20 protein-coding genes and 1 pseudogene are annotated in these 19,766 nt (G+C 72.2%); 10 read left to right on the top strand and 11 right to left on the bottom strand.

The features are described 5' to 3' along the window. Positions 1-13 precede the first annotated feature (13 nt). Complete coding sequence (locus ACTWPV_RS23115; RefSeq protein WP_347644781.1) at positions 14-763, top strand: GntR family transcriptional regulator; 750 nt, start codon at positions 14-16, stop codon at positions 761-763. On the opposite strand, the gene ACTWPV_RS23110 is transcribed toward ACTWPV_RS23115, so the two are convergent. Together ACTWPV_RS23110 and ACTWPV_RS23105 are read right to left on the bottom strand one after the other, a co-directional pair. Beyond that, positions 757-1,527, bottom strand: coding sequence for a cupin domain-containing protein (locus ACTWPV_RS23110; protein WP_443153351.1), 771 nt, complete (start codon positions 1,525-1,527; stop codon positions 757-759). The genes ACTWPV_RS23115 and ACTWPV_RS23110 overlap by 7 nt on opposite strands. Further along, positions 1,527-2,552: a LacI family DNA-binding transcriptional regulator gene (locus ACTWPV_RS23105; RefSeq protein ID WP_347644502.1), complete on the bottom strand. Its 1,026-nt coding sequence runs from the start codon at positions 2,550-2,552 to the stop codon at positions 1,527-1,529. The genes ACTWPV_RS23110 and ACTWPV_RS23105 overlap by 1 nt, the downstream gene beginning before the upstream one ends. A gap of 311 nt (positions 2,553-2,863) precedes the next feature. On the opposite strand from ACTWPV_RS23105, the gene ACTWPV_RS23100 reads away from it, so the two are divergent. Genes ACTWPV_RS23100 through ACTWPV_RS23085 form a run of 4 tightly spaced genes read left to right on the top strand, consistent with a single transcriptional unit; the run spans position 2,864 to position 9,225 of the window. Continuing rightward, positions 2,864-5,173 carry a beta-xylosidase/alpha-l-arabinosidase gene (locus tag ACTWPV_RS23100; RefSeq protein WP_443153350.1) on the top strand — a complete coding sequence of 770 codons (2,310 nt, stop codon included), beginning with the start codon at positions 2,864-2,866 and terminating at the stop codon, positions 5,171-5,173. Further along, on the top strand, positions 5,170-6,255 hold the full coding sequence (locus ACTWPV_RS23095; protein ID WP_443153349.1) for a Gfo/Idh/MocA family protein: 1,086 nt from the start codon (positions 5,170-5,172) through the stop codon (positions 6,253-6,255). Before ACTWPV_RS23100 ends, ACTWPV_RS23095 begins: the two co-directional genes overlap by 4 nt. Beyond that, positions 6,255-7,190 carry a PmoA family protein gene (locus ACTWPV_RS23090; protein ID WP_443153348.1) on the top strand — a complete coding sequence of 312 codons (936 nt, stop codon included), beginning with the start codon at positions 6,255-6,257 and terminating at the stop codon, positions 7,188-7,190. The genes ACTWPV_RS23095 and ACTWPV_RS23090 overlap by 1 nt, the downstream gene beginning before the upstream one ends. A 13-nt stretch (positions 7,191-7,203) precedes the next feature. Then, the gene (locus ACTWPV_RS23085) at positions 7,204-9,225 is read left to right on the top strand and encodes a beta-galactosidase (protein ID WP_443153347.1); all 2,022 of its coding nucleotides are present in this window, start codon (positions 7,204-7,206) and stop codon (positions 9,223-9,225) included. A gap of 8 nt (positions 9,226-9,233) precedes the next feature. Here ACTWPV_RS23085 and ACTWPV_RS23080 read toward each other — a convergent pair whose 3' ends face one another. The 3 genes from ACTWPV_RS23080 to ACTWPV_RS23070 all read right to left on the bottom strand — a co-directional run bounded on the left by ACTWPV_RS23080 (position 9,234) and on the right by ACTWPV_RS23070 (position 10,771). After that, positions 9,234-9,818 (bottom strand): hypothetical protein, encoded by a 585-nt coding sequence (locus tag ACTWPV_RS23080; RefSeq protein WP_443153346.1) that lies wholly within the window; start codon positions 9,816-9,818, stop codon positions 9,234-9,236. A 78-nt stretch (positions 9,819-9,896) separates the two neighbouring features. Then, entirely contained in the window at positions 9,897-10,259 is a 363-nt protein-coding gene (locus tag ACTWPV_RS23075; RefSeq protein ID WP_443153345.1) for a hypothetical protein, read from the bottom strand. 101 nt (positions 10,260-10,360) lie between these two features. Next, positions 10,361-10,771 (bottom strand): VOC family protein, encoded by a 411-nt coding sequence (locus ACTWPV_RS23070; protein ID WP_347644509.1) that lies wholly within the window; start codon positions 10,769-10,771, stop codon positions 10,361-10,363. 82 nt (positions 10,772-10,853) lie between these two features. On the opposite strand from ACTWPV_RS23070, the gene ACTWPV_RS23065 reads away from it, so the two are divergent. After that, positions 10,854-11,312: a pyridoxamine 5'-phosphate oxidase family protein gene (locus ACTWPV_RS23065; RefSeq protein ID WP_443153344.1), complete on the top strand. Its 459-nt coding sequence runs from the start codon at positions 10,854-10,856 to the stop codon at positions 11,310-11,312. 164 nt (positions 11,313-11,476) lie between these two features. Here ACTWPV_RS23065 and ACTWPV_RS23060 read toward each other — a convergent pair whose 3' ends face one another. From ACTWPV_RS23060 to ACTWPV_RS23040, 5 genes and pseudogenes are all read right to left on the bottom strand, one after another. Next, entirely contained in the window at positions 11,477-11,704 is a 228-nt protein-coding gene (locus tag ACTWPV_RS23060; protein ID WP_443153343.1) for a hypothetical protein, read from the bottom strand. 32 nt (positions 11,705-11,736) lie between these two features. Beyond that, positions 11,737-12,564: a TIGR02569 family protein gene (locus ACTWPV_RS23055; protein WP_443153342.1), complete on the bottom strand. Its 828-nt coding sequence runs from the start codon at positions 12,562-12,564 to the stop codon at positions 11,737-11,739. Further along, on the bottom strand, positions 12,561-13,508 hold the full coding sequence (gene add, locus ACTWPV_RS23050; protein WP_443153341.1) for an adenosine deaminase: 948 nt from the start codon (positions 13,506-13,508) through the stop codon (positions 12,561-12,563). The genes ACTWPV_RS23055 and add overlap by 4 nt, the downstream gene beginning before the upstream one ends. Positions 13,509-13,564: 56 nt before the next feature. After that, positions 13,565-14,335: a class I SAM-dependent methyltransferase gene (locus ACTWPV_RS23045; protein WP_443153340.1), complete on the bottom strand. Its 771-nt coding sequence runs from the start codon at positions 14,333-14,335 to the stop codon at positions 13,565-13,567. A gap of 109 nt (positions 14,336-14,444) precedes the next feature. Next, positions 14,445-15,347 (bottom strand): annotated as a pseudogene (locus ACTWPV_RS23040) (RNA polymerase sigma factor); the annotation flags it as partial. Between the two features lie 200 nt (positions 15,348-15,547). Here ACTWPV_RS23040 and ACTWPV_RS23035 point away from each other — a divergent pair. Beyond that, positions 15,548-16,354, top strand: coding sequence for a TetR/AcrR family transcriptional regulator (locus tag ACTWPV_RS23035; protein WP_443153339.1), 807 nt, complete (start codon positions 15,548-15,550; stop codon positions 16,352-16,354). Positions 16,355-16,449: 95 nt separating this feature from the next. On the opposite strand, the gene ACTWPV_RS23030 is transcribed toward ACTWPV_RS23035, so the two are convergent. Then, positions 16,450-16,911: a MarR family winged helix-turn-helix transcriptional regulator gene (locus tag ACTWPV_RS23030; RefSeq protein WP_443153338.1), complete on the bottom strand. Its 462-nt coding sequence runs from the start codon at positions 16,909-16,911 to the stop codon at positions 16,450-16,452. A gap of 78 nt (positions 16,912-16,989) precedes the next feature. Here ACTWPV_RS23030 and wrbA point away from each other — a divergent pair, with 78 nt between their 5' ends. From wrbA to ACTWPV_RS23015, 3 genes are all read left to right on the top strand, one after another. After that, positions 16,990-17,643 (top strand): NAD(P)H:quinone oxidoreductase, encoded by a 654-nt coding sequence (gene wrbA, locus ACTWPV_RS23025; RefSeq protein WP_443153337.1) that lies wholly within the window; start codon positions 16,990-16,992, stop codon positions 17,641-17,643. Positions 17,644-17,654: 11 nt separating this feature from the next. Continuing rightward, a complete protein-coding gene (locus ACTWPV_RS23020) occupies positions 17,655-19,073 on the top strand; it encodes an MFS transporter (RefSeq protein ID WP_443153336.1) in 1,419 nt (472 codons plus the stop codon). 109 nt (positions 19,074-19,182) lie between these two features. Then, positions 19,183-19,701: a GNAT family N-acetyltransferase gene (locus tag ACTWPV_RS23015; RefSeq protein ID WP_443153335.1), complete on the top strand. Its 519-nt coding sequence runs from the start codon at positions 19,183-19,185 to the stop codon at positions 19,699-19,701. Positions 19,702-19,766 lie beyond the last annotated feature (65 nt).

The raw sequence follows: 19,766 nt of genomic DNA, 5'->3' as shown, positions 1-19,766 counted from the left end.
CAGTAGTCCCGTGATGAAACCGCCCAAGCGAGCCGCCATGGCCGCCCAGGCGATCCGTGAGCTCATCGCGGCGGAGTTCGAGCTGGGCGACCAGCTGCCCTCCGAGGCCGAGCTGGCCCGGCGGCTGGCCGTGAGCCGGGTCACCATCCGCGAGGCCCTCGGACAGCTCTGGCTCGAAGGCCTCATCTCCCGCCGCTGGGGTGTGGGCACGTTCGTCCGACAGCGTCCTGGGCCGGCCGCGGGGCCGTTCACCAACGTCTTCGTCGACCTGCACGACATCGGCTCGCTGCCGCACCGGATCGCCGCCACGGGCCGCACGCCGTCGCTTCCGCACGCCCGGGTCGAGCAGGTTCCCGCTCCGCCCGAGGCCGCCGCCGCGCTGGGCCTGGAGGCCGGCGAGCCGATCTGGCGGGTGGAGCGCTGCCTGGCGATCGACGGGACGCCCGCGATCGTGCTTTACGACCATGTCCCGCTCCGGGTCAACGGCGTCCCGTTCGACCCGGGGCCGGTGACGGGGATGGGAGGCGACTTCCCCACGCTCGTGCACGCCACCGGCACCCGCATCGTCAGGGACGAAGCCCGGCTGGAGGCGGCGCTGGCCGACGAGGGCGTGGCGAAGCTGCTCGGCGTCGACGCGGGGTCGCCGATCCTCGCCACGCGGCAGACCAGCCACGCCGACACCGGCACGGTGGTGCTGTCGACCCGCTGCTTCTACCGGCCGGAGGTCTTCTCGATCCTGCTGGTCCGCACGGTGCCCTACTGACCCTGGCTCTGCCGTCCTGTGCCGGCCGGGGGCTCGACGGGGTGGAGCACGTCGTGGGTGCGCAGCCGCCCGCACATGCCCCACCTGGCCTCCGGGCTCTGCGGCGACTCCAGGAGCGCCGACGCGCGCAGGTGCGCGCCGTCGCCTCGGGCCAGGGCGTCGAGCACGGCGGCGGTGTGGCGGGTCTCCTCGGCGACCGTGCGCTCCCAGGTCTCGCGCCAGGCCGCGACCTTGGGCCGCACCAGCGCCACCGCGTGGTCGTAGAACCGCTCCAGCGGGCCGGGGTCGCCGCCGGCGGCGGCGCCCGCCAGAGCGCGGAAGCCCTGCACGGCCAGCTCGCGCCGGCGCATCGCGGCCGCCTCCATCGACTCCTCCTGCTCACCGGGCAGGGCGGCGGGCAGGGCGGCGGCGGCGCGGTAACGTTCGGGGTCGGCCATGATCTCGGGTGGGAAGGTCATGACCGCGTCGCCCGCCTCGGGCAGGCCCGCGTTCGCCATCACGACCACGACCTGCAGGCCTCCGCGGTTGACCGCCCGGTGGACGGTGCCGGGGGTGAACCACACGGTCGATCCCGCCGCGAGCTCCGTCTCCCTGAAGCCGTGCGTGTCGAGGGTCTGCAGCGCTCCGCGCCCGCCGATCACGACGTAGCCCTCAGTGGAGGCGGTGTGCAGGTGCGGGGTGCCGCCTTCCAGGCCGTCGGCGCACGCGCCGGTGTAGACCGACAGCCGGGTGACGGACGTGCCGCCGGGGAACGCCGCGGGCATCACGCGCTCCGCTCGAACGACGTGGTGCTGCGCCGGACGACGAGCGTGGTGGCGAGCTCGATGCGGGTGCCGGAGGGGCCCCGGGGGTGGGTCAGCTCCTCGGAGACGAGCCGCACCGCCTCGTTGGCCATCTCGTCGAGCGGCTGGCGGACGGTGGTGAGCGGCGGCGAGAGCATCTCGCACACCATCGAGTCGTCGAACCCGACGACGGACAGCTCGTCGGGCACGCGGACGCCGCGCTCGGTGGCCGCCTGGTAGACGCCCGCGGCCTGCAGGTCGTTGGCCGCGAAGATGGCGCTGGGCGGGTCGTCGCGGCCGAGCAGCCGGGCGCCGTATTCCTTGCCGCCGTTGACCATGAAGTCGCCGTAGTGGGTGAGCCCGGGGTCGGGGTGGATGCCGAACGTGCGGTGCGCGGCCAGGTAGCCCTCGTAGCGGTCGAGGGTGCACTGCGCGTCGAGCGGGCCGCCGATGAAGCCGATCCGGGTGTGCCCGAGCTCCAGGAGGTGGGTGGTGGCCATGACGCCGCCCAGCCAGTTGGTGGCGCCGACGGTGGAGATGCGCGGGTCGCGCTGACCCGCGGGGTCGAGCAGCACCAGGGGCACGTGCAGCAGCTCCTCGATCGCCTCGATCTCCCGCTGGTCGGCCCGGGTGAGCACCAGCACGATGCCGTCGGTGCCGCGCTTGCGGACCGTGCCGATCCAGCGCCGCAGGTCGAAGTCGTGGCGCGCGGAGGAGGTCACGACTAGCGAGAACCCCCAGCGTGCCGCCGCCCGCTCCGCGCCCCTGATGAGCACCTCGGCCCACGGCGAGCCGAGCCCGTCGATGAGCAGGTCGACCAGGCCGACCCTGGGCGAGCTCGGCGGGCGCGGGGTTTCGTAGCCGAAGACCCTGACCGCTTCGAGGACCTTGTCCCTGGTGGCGGCGGAGACATGTTTCTTGCCGCTCAGGACCTTGGAGACCGTCGGCACCGACACTCCGGCGGCCGCCGCGACGTCGGCCAGCGTGGCTCGCGGCGCTCGGGGCACAGAACCTCCCGTTGCCGTGGGTGCCGGTGTCCCACCGGCACCTGCGAGGTCGTTTTCGGAAAATGCGCACACCCGACATGCCGCCAGCTGACCTGGTGATATCAGGGAGCTGTGGTTGCCTCATGAGGCTGTTGACATGGATGCAGCTCGGAGCCTACCGTAACGGATCGGCAATGTCACCGTAATCTTTCGGAAAGTCATCCGGAAACTTTCTGATCCGTAAGACACGTCCGGCCGGCGCGCCGCGATCTAGCAGGCCCCCTGTTAGCGCTATCAACAGATGGAGATCTCCATGCCACGAACGAGGGTGTATGCCTGCACGAGGTGAGCAGCCGGAGACCGCGGCGCTCAGGGTCGACGACCTGCTCGCGGAGATGTCGCTCGACGAGAAACTCGCCCAGCTCGTCGGCCTGTGGCTGAACGTCAACCGGGAAGAAGGCGTCGTCGCGCCGTTGCAGGACGCGATGCAGGGCGACGAGGAGGAGTTCGAGGCGTTCGCCCGCCACGGGCTCGGCCACGTCACCCGCCATTTCGGCACCACGCCCGTCGACCCCGCGCAGGCGAGCGCCGAGCTGGCCGGACGGCAGCGCTGGCTGCGCGACCACACCCGGCTCGGCATCCCCGCCATCGCCCACGAGGAGTGCCTGACAGGGCTGGCTGCCTGGCGGGCGACGACCTATCCCGTGCCGCCCGCGTGGGGCGCGACATTCGACCCCGCCCTCGTGGAGGAGATGGGCCGCAGGATCGGGGCCTCCATGCGGGCGCTCGGCGTGCACCAGGGCCTGGCCCCCGTGCTCGACGTGATCCGCGACCAGCGGTGGGGCCGGGTCGAGGAGTGCATCTCCGAAGACCCGTACGAGGTCGCGACCATCGGCGCGGCGTACGTGCGCGGCCTGCAGTGCGCGGGCGTGATCGCCACGCTCAAGCACTTCGTCGGCTACTCCAACTCCCGCGCCGGCCGCAACCTCGCCCCCGTGCACGCGGGCCCCCGCGAGGTGGCCGACACGCTGCTGTTCCCCTTCGAGGTCGCCGTGCGGGACGCGCGGGCGGGCTCGGTCATGAACTCCTACGCCGAGATCGACGGCATCCCGATCGCCGCCGACGCCCACTACCTCACCCGGATCCTGCGCGACGAGTGGGGCTTCGACGGCACGGTGGTGGCCGACTACTTCGCGGTGGCCTTCCTGCACACCCTGCACGCCGTGGCCTCCGACGCCGAGGACGCGGCCGTGCAGGCGCTCAGCGCGGGCATCGACGTCGAGCTGCCCACCGGGGTGGCCTACCTGGAGCCGCTGAAGCGGGCCGTGGCCGCGGGGCGGATCCCGGAGTCGCTCGTCGACCGGGCGCTGCGCAGGGTGCTGACGCAGAAGGCCGCGCTCGGCCTGCTCGACGACGGGTACGAACCGCGCGGGTCCGGCCCGATCGACCTCGACGACCCGGAGTCGCGGGCCCTGGCGCGGCGCCTGGCCGAGGAGTCGATCGTGCTGCTGGCCAACGACGGTGTGCTGCCGCTCGGCCAGGCCGCGGGCAGGCGCGTCGCGGTCGTCGGCCCGAACGCCGGCAGCGTCGCGGCGCTGTTCGGCTGCTACTCCTTCGTCAACCACGTGCTGCCGCACTCCCCCGGCGTGGAGACCGGCATCGCGGCGCCCACGGTGCTCGACGCGCTGCGGGAGGAGCTGCCGGAGGCCGTGATCAGGACCGAGCGGGGAACGGGGGTGGACGACGGCGATCGCTCGGGGATCGCCGCCGCCGCCCGCCTGGCCGGCGAGTCCGACGTCGCGATCCTCGTGCTCGGGGACCGGTCGGGGCTGTTCGGCAGGGGCACCTCCGGCGAGGGCTGCGACGTGGAGACGCTCGACCTGCCCGGCGCGCAGCAGGAGCTCGCCGACGCGGTCATCGCCACGGGCACGCCGGTCGTGGCGGTGCTGATGACCGGCCGCGCGTACGCGGTGCCGGGGATCCTCAGGAACGCCGCCGCCGTCGTGCAGGCGTACTTCCCCGGCGAGGAAGGTGCCGGCGCCATCGCCCGGGTGCTCAGCGGCGCCGTGAACCCCTCGGGCCGGCTGCCAATGAGCATGCCGCGCTCGGTCGCCGGCCAGCCCTACAGCTACCTGCACCCCAAGCTGGGCGCGGCCGGCTCGGTCAGCAACATCGACCCGGCCCCCGAGCTGCCCTTCGGCCACGGGCTGAGCTACACCCGCTTCGCCTGCGAGGGCCTGACGGCCGGCGGGCAGGTCCGGGCCGGCGAGCCGATCCGGTGCTCGGTCGTCGTGCGCAACGCGGGCGAGCGGGCGGGCGCCGAGGTGGTCCAGCTGTACGCCTCCGACCGGATCGCCTCCGTCACCCGGCCGCTCGCCCAGCTCGTCGGCTACGCCAGGGTCGAGCTGGACCCCGGCCAGTGCGCGACGGTGAGCTTCGACGTGCCCGCCCGGCTGCTGGCGTTCACCGGCAGGGACGGGCGGCGCGTCGTCGAGCCCGGCGAGGTGGGCGTGTCGGTGCGCCGCTCGGCCGCCGACGTGGTGGCCGAGGCGAGCGTGCTGCTGACCGGGCCCGTGCACGAGGTCACCGGGGAGGAGCGGCGGCTGACCACCGTGTCGGTCGAGAAGGGGCAGCCGTCATGAGGATCGCGATCGTCGGCGCCGGCGGCATCGCCGGCGTCCACGCCGCCGCCCTGTCGGCGCTCGGCGGGTCGGCGCGGATCGTCGCCGCCGTGGACATCGACGCCGGCCGGCTGGACGCGTTCGCCGCCACGTGGGACGTGCCCGAGCGCTACACGCGCGTCGAGGACCTGCTCGAACGCTCGGAGTGCGACGTCGTGCACCTGTGCTCCCCTCCCGGCCTGCACCGCGACCAGGCCGTGGCGGTGCTGGAGCGGGGCTGGTCGGTGATGTGCGAGAAGCCGCCGGCGTTGTCGCTGCGGGAGTTCGACGAGATCGCCGCGGCCGAGGCGCGCAGCGCCGGCTCGTTCGGCACCGTCTCGCAGCACCGGTTCGGCGCCCGCGCGGTCGCGCTGCGCGAGGCGATCGCCCGAGACGACTTCGGGCCGCTGCACCTGGCGCTCTGCAACACGCTGTGGTTCCGTCCCGACTCCTACTTCGCGGTGCCGTGGCGCGGCACGTGGGAGTCGGAGGGCGGCGGGCCCACCATGGGCCACGGCATCCACCAGATGGACCTCATGCTGTCCCTGGCCGGCCCGTGGGAGTCGGTGCGCGCCACGGCGGGCCGCAAGGCGCGGCCGACTCAGACGGAGGACTTCTCGACCGCGGTGGTGACCCTCGCCTCGGGAGCCACCCTGGTGATCGTCAACAGCCTGCTGTCCGCCCGCGAGACCAGCTACCTGCGCTTCGACCTCGCCGGCGGCACGGCCGAGCTGGAGCACCTGTACGGCTACGGCGACGACTCCTGGCGCTTCACCCCCGCCCCCGGCGACCCGGACGCCGCGTCCCGCTGGAACGCGCTGCCTCCCGGCGGGCCCTCCGGCCACTCGGCCCAGTTCGCGGCCGCCGCCGAGGCCCTGCGCACCGGCGCGCCCATGCCGGTCACGACGGCGCAGGCCCGCCCGACCCTCGAGCTCATCGCCGCCGTCTACGCCTCCGCCTTCACCGGCCGGGAGGTGGCGAGCGGCGAGCTGGCGGAGGGCTCCCCGTTCTACTCCTCCATGGGCGGCCACCGGGCGCCGTGGCCAGCCGAAGGGACCGCCTGATGACAGAACCCGTGGACGGGCTGCGGCTCACCGACGAGCGCGGGCGGGCGCTGACGCTCACCAGCGACGGCGTCGACCTGTTCCGCTACGTGTACGGCCCGTGGGACCGGCGGCTGGAGTCGCCCCGCCCCTACTTTCACCCGCTGCGCACCCGGTCCGGCCGGCTGGTGTCGCTCTACCGGCCCTGGGACCACGTCTGGCACAAGGGCATCGCCTGGTCGCTGCCGAACGTGGGCACCCAGAACTTCTGGGGCGGCGTCACGTACTACCGCGACCGCGGCTACGTGCAGGCCGACAACAACGGCGCCATCGTGCACGACGGTTTCGACTCGATCAGCAGCGGCGCGGACCGGATGGCCGTCAAGGAGTCGCTGACCTGGGTGGCGAGCACCGGCGAGCCCTGGTTCACCGAACGCCGTTCCTTCGGGGCGCTGCTCGGCGAGCACGGGTGGACGCTGGCGTACGCGACCGAGTTCACCAACGTCTCCGGCGCCACCGTGCCGATCGGCAGCCCCACCACCGAGGGACGGCCCAACGCCGGGTACGGCGGGCTGTTCTGGCGCGGGCCGCGCTCGTTCAGCAACGGCCGCGTCTACCTGGACGGGCGCACCGGCGGCGACGAGATGATGGGCGAGCGCGGCACGTGGCTGGCCTACTCCGGCGACCACGACGAGGTGGACGCGAGCTCGACGCTCGTGTTCGTCGACGACGGGCCCGATGATGAGCCCGATGATGAGCCGGTCCAGTGGTTCGTGCGGACGGGGATCTTCGCGTGCGTCTGCCCCGCGCCGTTCTTCGACGTCGTGCGGCCGGTGGAGCCGGGCGCGTCGCTGGCCTTCCGCTACGCGGTCACCATCGCCGACGGCGACCCCGGACCGGACGGCGCGGCCCGCATCGCCGCGGACACGGCCGGCGTCACCTCGCGCCTCCTGTGATCGGAGTTCCCCTATGACCCGCATGGACACGTTCCGTACCCGCGTCGGCGGATTCGCCTACGGCGGCGACTACAACCCTGAGCAGTGGGAGCCCGCCGTGTGGCACGAGGACGTCCGCCTCATGCGCGAGGCCGGCGTCAACACCGTCAGCTTGGGCGTCTTCGCGTGGGCGTCGCTGGAGCCCGAGCCGGGGACGTACGAGTTCGGCTGGCTGGACGACGTCATGGACCTGCTCCACGAGCACGGCATCAGCGTCAACCTGGCCACCCCGACGGCGGCGCCGCCCGTCTGGCTCACGCACCTGCACCCCGAGGTGTTCCCCATCATGGCCGACGGGGAGCCGTTCGGCTTCGGCAACCGCCTGCACTACGACCCGTCGTCGCCGATCTACCGCGAGTACGCCGCCCGCATCACGACCAGGCTCGCGGAGCGGTACTCGTTCCATCCCGCGCTGGCGATGTGGCACATCAGCAACGAGTACGGTCCGACGGCGTACAACGAGGCCGCGTCGGTCAACTTCCGCAGATGGCTGCGGCGCAGGTACGGCGACCTCGAGACCCTGAACGAGGCATGGACCACCCGATTCTGGGGCCAGCTCTACACCGACTGGGAGCAGATCGAGGTGCCGAACATCCCGCGCACCTGGACGAACCCGGCCCGCAAGCTCGACTTCAAACGCTTCACCTCCGACGCGCTGCTGGAGTGTTATCTGGCCGAGCGGGACATCGTGCGCTCGTTCCGCGATGACGTGCCGGTGATGACCAACTTCATGCGTTTCTTCCGGCACGCCGACTACTGGCGGTGGGCGCCGGAGGAGGACGCGGTCGCGCTCGACATCTATCCCAATCCGGCCGAAGCCGACTCGCACGTGTCGGCGGCCTTCAACTACGACCTGTTCCGCTCGCTCAAGGGCGGGCAGCCGTGGATGCTGATGGAGCAGTCGAGCAGCGCGGTGTGCCAGTGGAAGCTCAACGTCGTCAAGGAGCCGGGGCGGATGCGGCTGGGCTCGCTGCAGGCGGTGTCGCGGGCGGCCGACTCGGTGATGTTCTTCCAGTGGCGGGCCGGCCGGGGCGGGCACGAGCGTTTCCACTCGGCGATGTTGCCGCACTCCGGCCCCGGCTCGCGCACGTTCAAGGAGATCGTCGAGCTCGGCCGGGAGATGAAGCTGCTGGCGCCCGTGGCCGGGACGACCTCGCGCGCGGAGATCGCCGTGCTGTTCGACTGGGACGGGTGGTGGGGGCTGGAGGAGACGCACGGCCTGCCCCGCAGCGACTTCAGCTACACCGACACGGTCATGCGGCACTACGCGCCGCTGTGGGAGCGGCACCACGCGGTCGACGTGGTGCCGGCGGGGTCGTCGCTGGACGGGTACAAGGTGCTGGTGGTGCCCAACGCGTACCTGATCGGCGACGAGGGCGCGGAGCGCATCCGGGCCTTCGCCCGCGACGGCGGCACGGTCGTCATGTCCTTCTTCTCGGGCGTGGTCGACGACTGCAACCGGGTACGGCCCGACGGGTATCCCGGCGCGTTCCGCGACCTCATCGGCGCGAAGATCGACGAGTACTGGCCGGCGCGCCCGCACGAGACATTCGCCGTGGAGTTCGCCGACGGGCGGCGGGCGACGTCGACCTGGTGGCGCGACGACCTCCACCTGGAGAGCGGCACGGCGCTGGCCACCTACGCCGACGGGCTGCTCGAAGGGCGGGCCGCCGTGGTCGAGAACCGCTACGGCTCGGGGCGGGTCGTGTACGTGGCGACGCTGCTGGAGCAGGCCGCCCTCGACGCGGTGGTGCTGGAGGCCGTGGCGTCGGCGGGCGTGCGGTCACGGTTCGCGGGCGTGCCCGCGCACGTGGAGTGCTCGGTGCGGGGGGACGACACGTACGAGTACGTGTTCCTGCTCAACCACAGCGCGGAGCTCGGCGCGTCCGTCCCCCTCGAAGGGCCAGGGACGGACCTGCTCACGGGGTCGCCGGTGGCGGGGCAGGTGGAGCTGGGGCCGCTGGGCGCGGCGGTGATCCAGCGGGCGCTCCGGTAGCGGCCGCGTCACCCGCGTGGCGCGCCCCTTCCTCGGCGCCAGATCACCGCGCCCAGCACGAGCGCTCCCGCCACCACCGCGACGATCACCATCAGGTTCGTACGGTCGGGGGCCGGCTCGGCGCGCACCCGGACAGGCGTGCCCAGGGCGTCGATCAGCTCGGGGGTGAGCGGCCGCATGCCCTGGGTCCGGTCGGAGAGCCGCAGCGGCCGGTCTCCGGCCGGGAGCCGCAGGTTGCCCGAGCACAACGTCGTGGTCAGCCCGGAGCGGCCGGAGCCCGCGAGGATCAGGTAGCGCCCGCCCTGCTCGAACGTGTATCCGCACGCCGACGACTCCGCCCTGGTGGACACGCGCAGCTCGGCCCCGGGCTCGCCCTTGTAGACGTGGTCGGGGCGGAGCGTGACGGCGACCTCTCCGTTGTTCGGCAGCGGTTCGTCGACGTGGGTGGCCGTGCCGGAGAAGACGGCCGCCGCGGCGTCGACGCTCTGCCGCGGCGTGCGCGACGCGCACGAGCAGGCCGTCGCGTCCGCCGGAGCGCCGGAGACCGGCACCAGGGCCATGATCAGGAACAGTGTGGCGAGTACGCGTGACATCACGCCTACCGAAACGTGGCGCGGGCCCGATCGGTTCGCCCGTCGCCGGTCACCGTCACCATCCCCGCCCCTCGCTCGTCACCCGGTGCCCGTCACCCGGCGAGCCCTTACCGAGAGTGTCATGGGCACGGGTACGCAGCCCTCGGCGAACCGTTCGAGCGCGAAGCCCGCGTCCAGGAATCCGTGCAGCAACCCGGGCAGCGGCCAGTGGCTCGCTCCGACCTTGTCGCGCAGCCCCTGGTTCGTCCACGACGCCTTGGTACGGTGCCGGTCGAGGTAGCCGGGATGGATCACCACCGCCTCCGGGTCGCTCCAGTCGGCGAACCCGCCTACGAAACACGGATGCACTCCCACATGGACGAGGACTCCACCCGGCCGCAGCACCGTGGCGATTTCCCGCAGAACACCCATCGGGGCCCTGCCGGCGGTCGTCTCGGTCATGGTGCACACCGACATGCCTGGGTAGGTCGTGGACGCCGGCCTCGCCCTCCACCGCACACGACCGCCCGACGGCCGGGCGAGCGTCCCCTGATCTCAGGCGCTCAGCGCAGCTCCTGGACGCGGATCATGTTGCCGGCGGGGTCGCGGAAGGCGCAGTCGCGGACCCCGAACGGCTGCTCGACCGGCTCCTGCATGACCTCCGCGCCACCGGCCTGCACCCGCGCGAAGAAGCCGTCGAGGTCGTCGGTGGCCAGCAGGATGCCGGTATAGGTGCCCTTGGCCATCATCTCGGCGATGGTGACGCGCTCGGCGTCGGTGATCCCGGGGTCGGCGGCCGGTGGCTGCAGGACGATGGACGTGCCGGGCTGGCCTGCGGGGCCGACCGTGATCCAGCGCATCCCGTCGTAGCCGACGTCGTCGCGCACCTCGAAACCGAGGACGTCGCGGTAGAAGGCCAGGGACGCGTCCGGGTCGTCGTGCGGCAGGAAACTCGCGTGAATGGATACGTTCATGCACGTCAGGCTAGGCACTGTCGGCGGCTGCACGCTTCTCGATTCCTGATCTCCTCGCCGCCCGCACCGTAGCCTTGCCGTCATGAAGCTCACAAGGCCGTCCCGCACCCTCGAACAGCGCACGCACGACGTGCTCGGCAGGCTGGAACGGGAGACGGACATCTGGGTGGCGTCCGCCGACGCGGACGGTGTGCCGTACCTCGTGCCGTTGTGGTTCGCCTGGCACGAGCGGGCCGTCTGGCTGTCGACCAGAGCCACGAACCCGACCGGGCGCAACCTGCGCAACGGCGGCCGGACACGGCTGGCCTTCGCCGACACCCAGGACGTCGTGCTCCTCGACGGCGATGTGGAGACGTACGCCTCGCACGAGGTGGCGGAGGCGGCAGCGGGGACGTTCGAGAAGAAGTACGGCTGGGATCCCCGCAAGCAGGACCCGCCCTACGCGTTCTTCAAGGTCCGGCCGCGCACGATACAGGCATGGCACGGGGAACACGAATTCCCCGGCCGCGTCCTGATGCGAGAGGGCGTCTGGGTGGCCTGACGCACCCACCAAGGGCAAGGCCGAAAGTCGCTGTCTTGTGCTGGACGATCTCACCCGGCTCGCAGGCATGTCCACGCCGCGAGGCGGACACGGCCGCGGTCACGGTGCCTGCGGCAGGACGAAGTCCTCATAACCTTCGGGCACCCGCATGCCACCGGACACCATCAGTGCACGCGCCCGGCACCGGTCAGCGCCAGCGTCGCGTGATAACCCACCTCGACGTCCGCCCGGTCGAAGCGCCCGCCCGCCCCCGCCGCGCCGGTCGCCGCACCGGTGCCGCTGCCGATCGGCTCGGCGTGGCAGCCGAGCACCCTGCCGCCCGGCCGCGCCAGGACGGCCGCCAGCACCGTGCCGGGCAACCGGTCACCGAGTTCCGCCCGGCCGTCACCCACCGGCGACCGTGGGCGGGACCCGGGCGGGGGCGTCATCCGGCGGCCGGGCGGGCGTGGGTGACGGCGAGGTCCACCACCGGCCGGTAGGCGGCCACCTGGTCCGGAGTCCATGCCTCAGGCCCGTTCAGGGCCTCGTGGGTGACGATCCGGTAGATGAGCGCGCGTACCAGCATCTGCCCCCATTCGGGCAGGTGTGCCCACCGTTCGGCCAGCGCGGGCGAGGCGCCGTGCCAGCACAGCGCGTCCGCGACCGCGACCGCCGCGGCCCAGGACGGCGGACGCCAGTACACCGGCCAGTCGATGATCGCCGGTGGCAGGCCGGGGGCGAACAGCACGTTGCCGGGCAGATCCCCGTGGACCGCCTGCGACGGGAGATCCACCGGCCGCCGAGCCCGTACGAGCGGTTCCAGCAGCCGGGCCGCGCCGGGCGGGCCGGGGAGTTCCTCCCACGCCACGCGGTCCCCGTGGGACCAGGGGTCGTCACGGACGTCCAGGAACGCGGGCCGGGGCAGGTGGGCGATCGCCTCGTGGAAGGCGGCCCCGGCCCTGAGCACGTCGTCCTGCCTGCCGACGTCGGGCTCGCCCGGGACGAGCCGGGCCGCTTCCCATCCGTGCGCCACCCATGCACCGTCCCGCGCTCGTACGGGACGGGCCACGCGGAACTCGGGCGAGTCAGGCAACGCAAACAGCGCTTCGGCCCGCCACACGGTCTCCGGCAGGAAGTCCACCTGCTTCACGACCGCATCGCCGACCCGCCAGGCCCCGCCCATCCAGACCGGCCGCCCCTCGGCCCCGTACGCGTCGAGCACCTCGTCAGGAGGGCCGTCCGGCGTCACCCCGCCCGCAACGGGGCCGCTCACGGCGCCGTGGCCCAGGCGTGCACGGCGGCCCTGAGCTCGGCCTTCACCTCGTCGGGGGCGAACGCCGCGTCGATCGACGCGCGTGCCAGCCCGGCCAGATCGTCGTCGGTGCAGCCGAAGACGTCGCGCAGCCGGGTGTACTCGTCCGCCAGCGCCGTCTCCCCGTCGGTGTTGATCGTGACGGTGAGCCCAGCCGCCCGCAGCCGCGGCAGCGGGTGCTCGGCCAGCGACGGGACGAGCCCGAGCAGGACGTTGGACGTGGGGCAGACCTCCAGCGGGATCCCGCGCTCGCGCGCCTCCGCCACCAGGCTCTCGTCGTCGAGGATCCGGATGCCGTGCCCGAGGCGCTCGGCGTGCCCCAGGTCGAGGGCCTCGCGGATGCTGGCCGGGCCGGCCGCCTCGCCCGCGTGGTGGACGAGATGGAGCCCCGCGTCCCTGGCCGCGTCGAGCACCTCGGCGAACGGCGCCAGCGGATGGCTCTCGTCGCCCGCCAGCCCCATGCCGATCACGTTGTCGTAGCGGGTGGCCAGCTTGTACGTGCTCCACAGCCGCTCCACCGGCCGTCGCCTGGAGTGGTCGAGCAGCACCCGGCACTCGATGCCGTAGCGGGCCCTGCCCTCGTCCAGCCCGTCGAGCACCGCCTCCAGCGGCATCTCCGGCTTGCCCACCCGCTCCCCGTGGGAGGCGGCGGTGAAGGTCACCTCGGCGTAGCGAGTGCCCTGCGCGGCTTCGTCCGCGCAGAACTCCACCGCGACGCGCCGGAAGTGCTCGGCCGTGCGCAGCAGCGCGCGCACCCGCGCCCGCTGGTCGGCGAACTCCCTGAAGTCGCGGAACACGCCGCCGTGTCCGGGTGTGCCGCCCAGGTCGCGCACGGTCTCAGGGCGTACGGTGCTCTCCAGGTGAACGTGCAGATGGGCTTTGGGCAGCGACCGGACGTCTTTCACGCGCCACAGGCTAGGCCAGACCACCGCGCGCACGCAGGTCGTTTTCCGCCGTGCGGCTAGGAGGCGGCGGCCCGCCGGGTGACGCGGATCTTCGACTGCTTGTGCGGCAGGCGTTCCCAGTCGTCCATGAACCTCGCCTGCAGCCCGTGCTTGGAGGCCAGCGCGATCAGGGTCTCGGTGCGGTAGTAGAAGTCCTCCCGCAGCACCTGGTGCTCCTTGCCTTCGGTGCGGTCGAAGGTGAAGTCGAACCATCCGCCGGGTTTCATGACGCGGCCGACGTGGGCGAAGCACTCCTCGATCACGTCGAGCGGCGAGTGGGAGAAGACGCTGTGCGCGTGGACGACGTCGAAGTGCTCGTCGGGCAGGAAGGCGAAGCGCAGGTCGCGTACGGGGGTGAGGTGCGGGAGCTTGTCGCCCAGCCCGTGTTCGGCGAGGGTGTCCTGGGCCGCCATGAGGATGTCGGGCGAGATGTCGATGCCGTAGTAGTTGCCGGTGTGCAGGTAGTCGATGAACAGGTGACCGGCCCGCAGGTTGCCGCAGCCGATCTCCAGCATCCGGCATTCCGGCTTCAGCCCGTGCTCGACGAGGTAGTCGAACTGCATACGGCCCAGCGCCAGCCACCGGCGGTGCGTGTGTGAGCCGACCGCGCCCTCGGGGTCTCGCGCGGTGTCGGACTTCATGACGGCACGGTAGTAGGCGACGTGGTCGCGGGTACGCAGCCTGAACCAGGTGTCGCGGGCGAGCCGCCTCAGGTGGGGCAGGATCTTGCGCGGGTTCTTGAACGCGTACGTCACTTGGTGGACGAGGCTCGAACGGGAGCGTTTCACGCCTGGGAATCTAGGTCACTCACAGCAACATCCAAGGGGCTGTGGCGACAGTCTTGAGTTCCCGTTTGCGCAGCCTTTCTCTCCGGAACCTCGTGCGCCAGGTGAACGGTCAGCTCAGGTAGTCGCGCAGCGCCAGCGAGCGGGACGGATGGCGGAGCTTGGACATCGTCTTGGCCTCGATCTGCCGGATCCGCTCCCTGGTGACGCCGTAGACGCGCCCGATCTCGTCGAGCGTGCGCGGCTTGCCGTCGGCCAGGCCGTAGCGCATGCTGATCACGCCCGCCTCGCGCTCGGAGAGCTGGTCGAGCAGGGCGTGCAGCTGCTGCTGGAGCAGCGTGAACGACACCGCGTCGGCCGGGGAGACCGCCTCGGTGTCCTCGATGAGGTCGCCGAACTCGCTGTCGCCCTCCTCGCCGAGCGGCGTGTGCAGCGAGATGGGCTCGCGGCCGTAGCCCTGCACCTCGATGACGCGGCTCACCTCGAGCTCGCTCTCCTTGGCGATCTCCTCTGGCGTGGGTTCGCGGCCGAGGTCGCTCTGCAGGCGCCGCTGCACCCGCGCCACCTTGTTGATCAGCTCCACCATGTGGACGGGAATGCGGATCGTGCGGGCCTGGTCGGCCATGGCGCGGGTGATCGCCTGCTTGATCCACCACGTGGCGTAGGTGGAGAACTTGTAGCCGAGCCGGTAGTCGAACTTCTCGATCGTCCGGATCAGGCCGAGGTTTCCCTCCTGGATCAGGTCGAGGAAGAGCATGCCGCGACCGGTGTAGCGCTTGGCGATGGAGACGACCAGCCGGAGGTTGGCCTCCAGCATGCGCTGCTTGGCCCGCGTGCCGTCCGCGGCGATCCACTCCAGGTCGGCGCGGAGCTCGCCGGGAAGGTCGGGCTCGGTGTCGAGCCGCTCTCTGGCGAACAGCCCGGCCTCGATGCGTTTGGCCAGCTCGATCTCCTGCTCGGCGGTGAGCAGCGGCACCCGCCCGATCTCTTTCAGGTAGGTCTTGACCGAGTCGGCGCCGATGGCGCTGCCACTGTCGGCGACGCTTTCGTCCAGCTCGAGAACCTCTGCTGCTTGGGACAAAACACTCTCCTCGCTCGCGTTGGGTAGGATGGACGGCAACCTAAACTTAGGTCACGCCTAACATTAGGTACATACTTCTCTTGAAGCAAGCCTAAATATAGGTCGCACCTAAAAATCTGTGAGAGACTGCGGCTATGAGCATCGACACCTTGGGATTGAGGGAACAGAAGAAGCGCGAGACCAGGCGGGCCATCTCCGACCACGCTACCCAACTGTTCCTGCAACGTGGCTTCGACCGCACGACGATCGCCGACATCGCCGGCGCCGCCAGAGTGGCCAAGATGACCGTCACCAATTACTTCCCCCGTAAAGAGGATCTGGCCCTGGACCACCACGAGGCGTTCGTGGCGGGCCTGGCGGAGGCGGTCGCCCGGCGCCCACCTGGGGAGTCGGCGCTGGGCGCGGTACGTCGAGCATATGCGCACGCGCTGGAACAGCGTGACCCGGTCATCGGCTTCACCGGACGCGACTTCGCCCGGATGGTCGCCGGCAGCCCGACTCTGGTGACCCGGCTGCGCGACCTGCACGACCAGCGTGAAGAGGCCCTCGCCGGCGCGCTCGCCGCGGAGACGCACGCGGCGGCCCCCGACGAGCCCGCCACGGCCGGCACCCCGGAAGCCGCCAGGACGTCGTACGACACCGCGGGCAGGGCGGCCGTCCACGGTGGCGAGGAGGCCGCCGGGGAATCCCAGGGCGGGACGCCCGCCGCCGGCGTCGAAGCGGACGTCGAAGGAGACATCGAAGGAGACACGGTCGTCGCGCGGGCCGTGGCGGCACAGCTCGCGGCGGCCGACCGGCTGCTCTTCCGCGAGCTGCAGCGCCGCACCCTGGCCGGACAGGACGACGACGAGATCGCCGGGGCGCTGGCCGAGGCCGCGCGGCGCGTCTTCGACCTCCTCGAACCCGCCATCGGCGGCTACGCCGTCCGCCGGCCGGCGTAGCCGGCCACCTTCAGAAGCAGGCGCCTGCGCCACCGGCGCCCCCGCATCCGCCGGATCACGCCCCCACCATGCGGCGGCCCGTCGGAGGCGCGCCGTCAGAGCGCGCCAGAGCCGTGCGGGCGGCGGGCTTTCGCGTCCACGTTGCCGACCAGAGCCCTGAGGATGCCGGGGAGCTCCGCCACGGTCGCGGCGGGCAGGCCGGCCACGGTTTCGTCCGCCAGGGCGCACCACAGCTGCTTGATCCGGCCGACCAGTTCCTTGCCGCTGTCGGTGAGTTCGACGACGCTGGCGCGCCGGTCCGAGGGGGCGGGTGCGCGGCGTACGTGTCCGGCCGCTTCGAGCTTGCGGGACATGAGCGTGACGCTGGGCGGCTCGCAACCGAGCGCCTCGCTGAGCTCCGCCTGGATCATCGGGCCGGTCCTGGCGAGTTCGAGCAGGAGCGCCTCCTGCCCGGGGTGCAGGCCGAGCGGGGACAGCAGTGTGGCGGCCCTGGCCCGGTGGCGCAGGCTCAGCAGGCGGATGGCCTGGTTGAGGGCGTCGGCTTGCTCGAAGTCCATCGGCTCTCCGTGACAAATTAGTTATGCGCATAATAGTTATCCGGATAACTAATCCTACACGACATCGAGGAGCCGCACATGAGCGTGAAGGTCGCCGTCATCTACTACAGCGCCACAGGCAAGGTGCACGCGCTCGCGCAGGCCGTCGCCGAAGGCGCCGCCTCCGCCGGAGCCGAGGTACGGCTGCGGCGGGTCGCCGAGCTGGCGCCCGACAGCGCGATCGCCCAGAACCCCCTGTGGCGGCGGCACACCGACGCCACGGCCTCCATCTCCCAGGCCCGGATCGAGGACCTGGCGTGGGCCGACGCCTTCGGCACGCCGACCCGCTTCGGCACGCCGGCCGCGCAGCTCAAGCAGTTCATCGACCAGGCCGGCGGTCTGTGGCGGGAAGGCAGGCTGGCCGACAAGCCGGTGACGGCCTTCACCTCGGCGTTCAACCGGCACGGCGGCAACGAGGCCACGATCCTGTCGCTGGGCAACGTCTTCTACCACTGGGGAGCGCTGATCGTCCCGCCCGGGTTCACCGATCCCGTCGTCCACGCCGCCGGCGGCAACCCGTACGGCACGTCGCTGGTGAACGGCGACGGCTCCGACGCCGCGGCGCTGGACGCGGCCAGATATCAGGGACGGAGGCTGGCCCGCATCACGATGCGGCTGCTGACGGACGGCCGCGCCACCGACGGCGGCGACGCCTCCGAGACCATCGCCGCGACGACCACCCGGACCTCGTGAAGGGGGACGTCATGACCGGCACCACTTTCCCGCCGGCCGGGCAGCGCACCGGCCCCGCCCGGATGATCCTGGCGCTGGCGTGCGCGTGCCAGTTCATGGTGATCCTGGACTCCTCCATCGTGAACCTCGCCCTGCCCTCCATCGGCGGGGAGCTCGGCTTCACTCCCACCGGCCTGGCCTGGGTGGTCAACGGCTACCTGCTGACGTTCGGCGGCTTCATGCTGCTGGGCGGCCGCGCCGCCGACCTGTTCGGGCCGCGCGGGATGCTGGTCGGCGGGCTGCTGGCGTTCTCCGTCGCGAGCCTGGCCGGGGGCCTGGCCGCCGCTCCGGAGGTCCTGGTGGCGGCCCGCGTGGCGCAGGGCGTCGGGGCCGCCATGATGGCGCCGGCGACGCTGGCCGTGATCAACACGTCCTTCACCGGGCCGGCCGCGCGCGCCAGGGCGTTCGGCGCGTGGTCGGCCTCGGGCGGCGTGGGCGGGATGGCCGGTGCGCTCGCCGGCGGCGCCATCACGACCGGCGTGTCGTGGCGGTGGGTCTTCCTCATCAACGTGCCGATCGGCGCCGTGCTGATCGGCCTCGCCATGGTGTCGCTGGCCGGCGCGCGAACCAGGCGGCGGGGGCCCCTCGACCTGGCGGGCGCGGTCACGGGGACGGCGGGGCTGGCCGCCCTGATCTACGGGGTCATGCGGAGCGTCGATCATGGCTGGACGTCCGCGCAGGTCCTCGGGCCGGCCGTGGCGGGCGTGCTCCTGCTCGTCCTTTTCACGGTGGTGGAGGCGCGCTTCGCCACCCAGCCGATCATGCCCATGCGGCTGCTCGGAATCCGGGGGGTCGCCGTCGGCAGCGGCATGTTGCTGCTCTTCGGCGGGATCGCCATCGCGATGTGGTACTTCTCGTCGCTGTTCCTGCAGAACGTCCTCGGCTTCACCGCGCTCGAAGCCGGGCTGGGGCAGACGCCCGCGGCGGTGACGTTCATGATGACGGCGCGATGGGCCGCCGCGTTGCTGCCGCGCCTCGGGGTACGCACTCTGGTGCCGGCGGGCTCCGCCTGTCTCCTCGCCGGTTTCGGCTGGCTCGCCCAGGCTCACGCCGGCACCGGCTACGTCACCGGCGTGCTCGGTCCCACGCTGCTCGTCGCGGTCGGCATCGGGCTGACCTTCCCCACCCTCATGGCCGCGGCGACCGCCGACGCTCCCGAGGGCGCCGCGGGGGTCGTCGGCGGCCTGGCCCAGACCGCCGGCCAGGTAGGCGGGTCGGCGGGCCTGGCCGTGCTGGCGACGGCCGCGGGCGCCACAGCCGCGGCAGAGGGCTCCGAAGGCACCCCGGACGCCCTCGCCGCCGGCTACGACCTGGTCTTCCTCATGGCGGCCGGGCTCGGCCTGGCCATCGCGCTGGTCAGCCTGCTGCTGCCGCGGCACGGGCGCGCCTGACGGCCGCTCACGGCTCCGGCCACACCTCTCATGCCGCCGCCGACCGAGATGGGATCTGCTAGATTTTACCTTTCCGGCCGGAGGTTGCTCCCGGCCGGAAAATGCTTGTATGACGATTCTTCAGGCAACCGTGCGGCCCGTGAGCGCCGCCGACCACCCCGCCGTCGAACGCCTCTGGCTCATGTTCCGCCACGACATGGCGGAGTTCCAGGGCGGGCTGCCCAGCCCCGACGCCACCTACCACGGCGAACGGCTGCGCTCGGCGCTCGAGGACGACGACTGGGCGGCCTACCTGTTCACCAGCGGCGACCGGCCGCTCGGCTTCTCCTTCGTGCGGGCGCTGTCCGGCCCCGCCCGCGTGCTGAACGCCTTCTTCGTGGTACGCGGCGCACGGCGGTCCGGGATCGGGATGACCGTCGTACGAGAGGTGATCTCCCGGCACCCCGGCCCCTGGGAGATCGCCTTCCAGGACGCCAACACGGCGGCCGTCGCGTTCTGGCGGCGCGTCGCCACCGACGTCGCCGGCGACGCGTGGACCGAGGAACGCCGGCCCGTCCCGAACCGGCCCGACGTTCGCCCTGACGTGTGGATCTCCTTCACCGCCGCCGCACCGTCACGGGCGGGATAGCGGCGACCCGGCCCGGTGCTTGCCGAACATTCCGGTCATCTGAATTGTCGCGCGATCAGGCCACC

The sequence above is a fragment of the Nonomuraea sp. KM88 genome, assembly GCF_052245635.1.
Taxonomy (GTDB): Bacteria; Actinomycetota; Actinomycetes; order Streptosporangiales; family Streptosporangiaceae; genus Nonomuraea.
The sequence above is the reverse complement of the archived record's forward strand: the minus strand, read 5'-3'. Positions and strand labels throughout refer to the sequence as shown.

Bases quoted from the DNA above. Each gene is read 5' to 3' on its own strand.
- ACTWPV_RS23115 (WP_347644781.1), top strand. From the start codon at position 14: ATGAAACCGCCCAAGCGAGCCGCCATGGCCGCCCAGGCGATCCGTGAG.
- ACTWPV_RS23110 (WP_443153351.1), bottom strand. From the start codon at position 1,527: ATGCCCGCGGCGTTCCCCGGCGGCACGTCCGTCACCCGGCTGTCGGTC.
- ACTWPV_RS23100 (WP_443153350.1), top strand. From the start codon at position 2,864: ATGCCTGCACGAGGTGAGCAGCCGGAGACCGCGGCGCTCAGGGTCGAC.
- ACTWPV_RS23095 (WP_443153349.1), top strand. From the start codon at position 5,170: ATGAGGATCGCGATCGTCGGCGCCGGCGGCATCGCCGGCGTCCACGCC.
- ACTWPV_RS23090 (WP_443153348.1), top strand. From the start codon at position 6,255: ATGACAGAACCCGTGGACGGGCTGCGGCTCACCGACGAGCGCGGGCGG.
- ACTWPV_RS23085 (WP_443153347.1), top strand. From the start codon at position 7,204: ATGACCCGCATGGACACGTTCCGTACCCGCGTCGGCGGATTCGCCTAC.
- ACTWPV_RS23080 (WP_443153346.1), bottom strand. From the start codon at position 9,818: ATGTCACGCGTACTCGCCACACTGTTCCTGATCATGGCCCTGGTGCCG.
- ACTWPV_RS23075 (WP_443153345.1), bottom strand. From the start codon at position 10,259: ATGACCGAGACGACCGCCGGCAGGGCCCCGATGGGTGTTCTGCGGGAA.
- ACTWPV_RS23070 (WP_347644509.1), bottom strand. From the start codon at position 10,771: ATGAACGTATCCATTCACGCGAGTTTCCTGCCGCACGACGACCCGGAC.
- ACTWPV_RS23065 (WP_443153344.1), top strand. From the start codon at position 10,854: ATGAAGCTCACAAGGCCGTCCCGCACCCTCGAACAGCGCACGCACGAC.
- ACTWPV_RS23035 (WP_443153339.1), top strand. From the start codon at position 15,548: ATGAGCATCGACACCTTGGGATTGAGGGAACAGAAGAAGCGCGAGACC.
- ACTWPV_RS23030 (WP_443153338.1), bottom strand. From the start codon at position 16,911: ATGGACTTCGAGCAAGCCGACGCCCTCAACCAGGCCATCCGCCTGCTG.
- wrbA (WP_443153337.1), top strand. From the start codon at position 16,990: ATGAGCGTGAAGGTCGCCGTCATCTACTACAGCGCCACAGGCAAGGTG.
- ACTWPV_RS23020 (WP_443153336.1), top strand. From the start codon at position 17,655: ATGACCGGCACCACTTTCCCGCCGGCCGGGCAGCGCACCGGCCCCGCC.
- ACTWPV_RS23015 (WP_443153335.1), top strand. From the start codon at position 19,183: ATGACGATTCTTCAGGCAACCGTGCGGCCCGTGAGCGCCGCCGACCAC.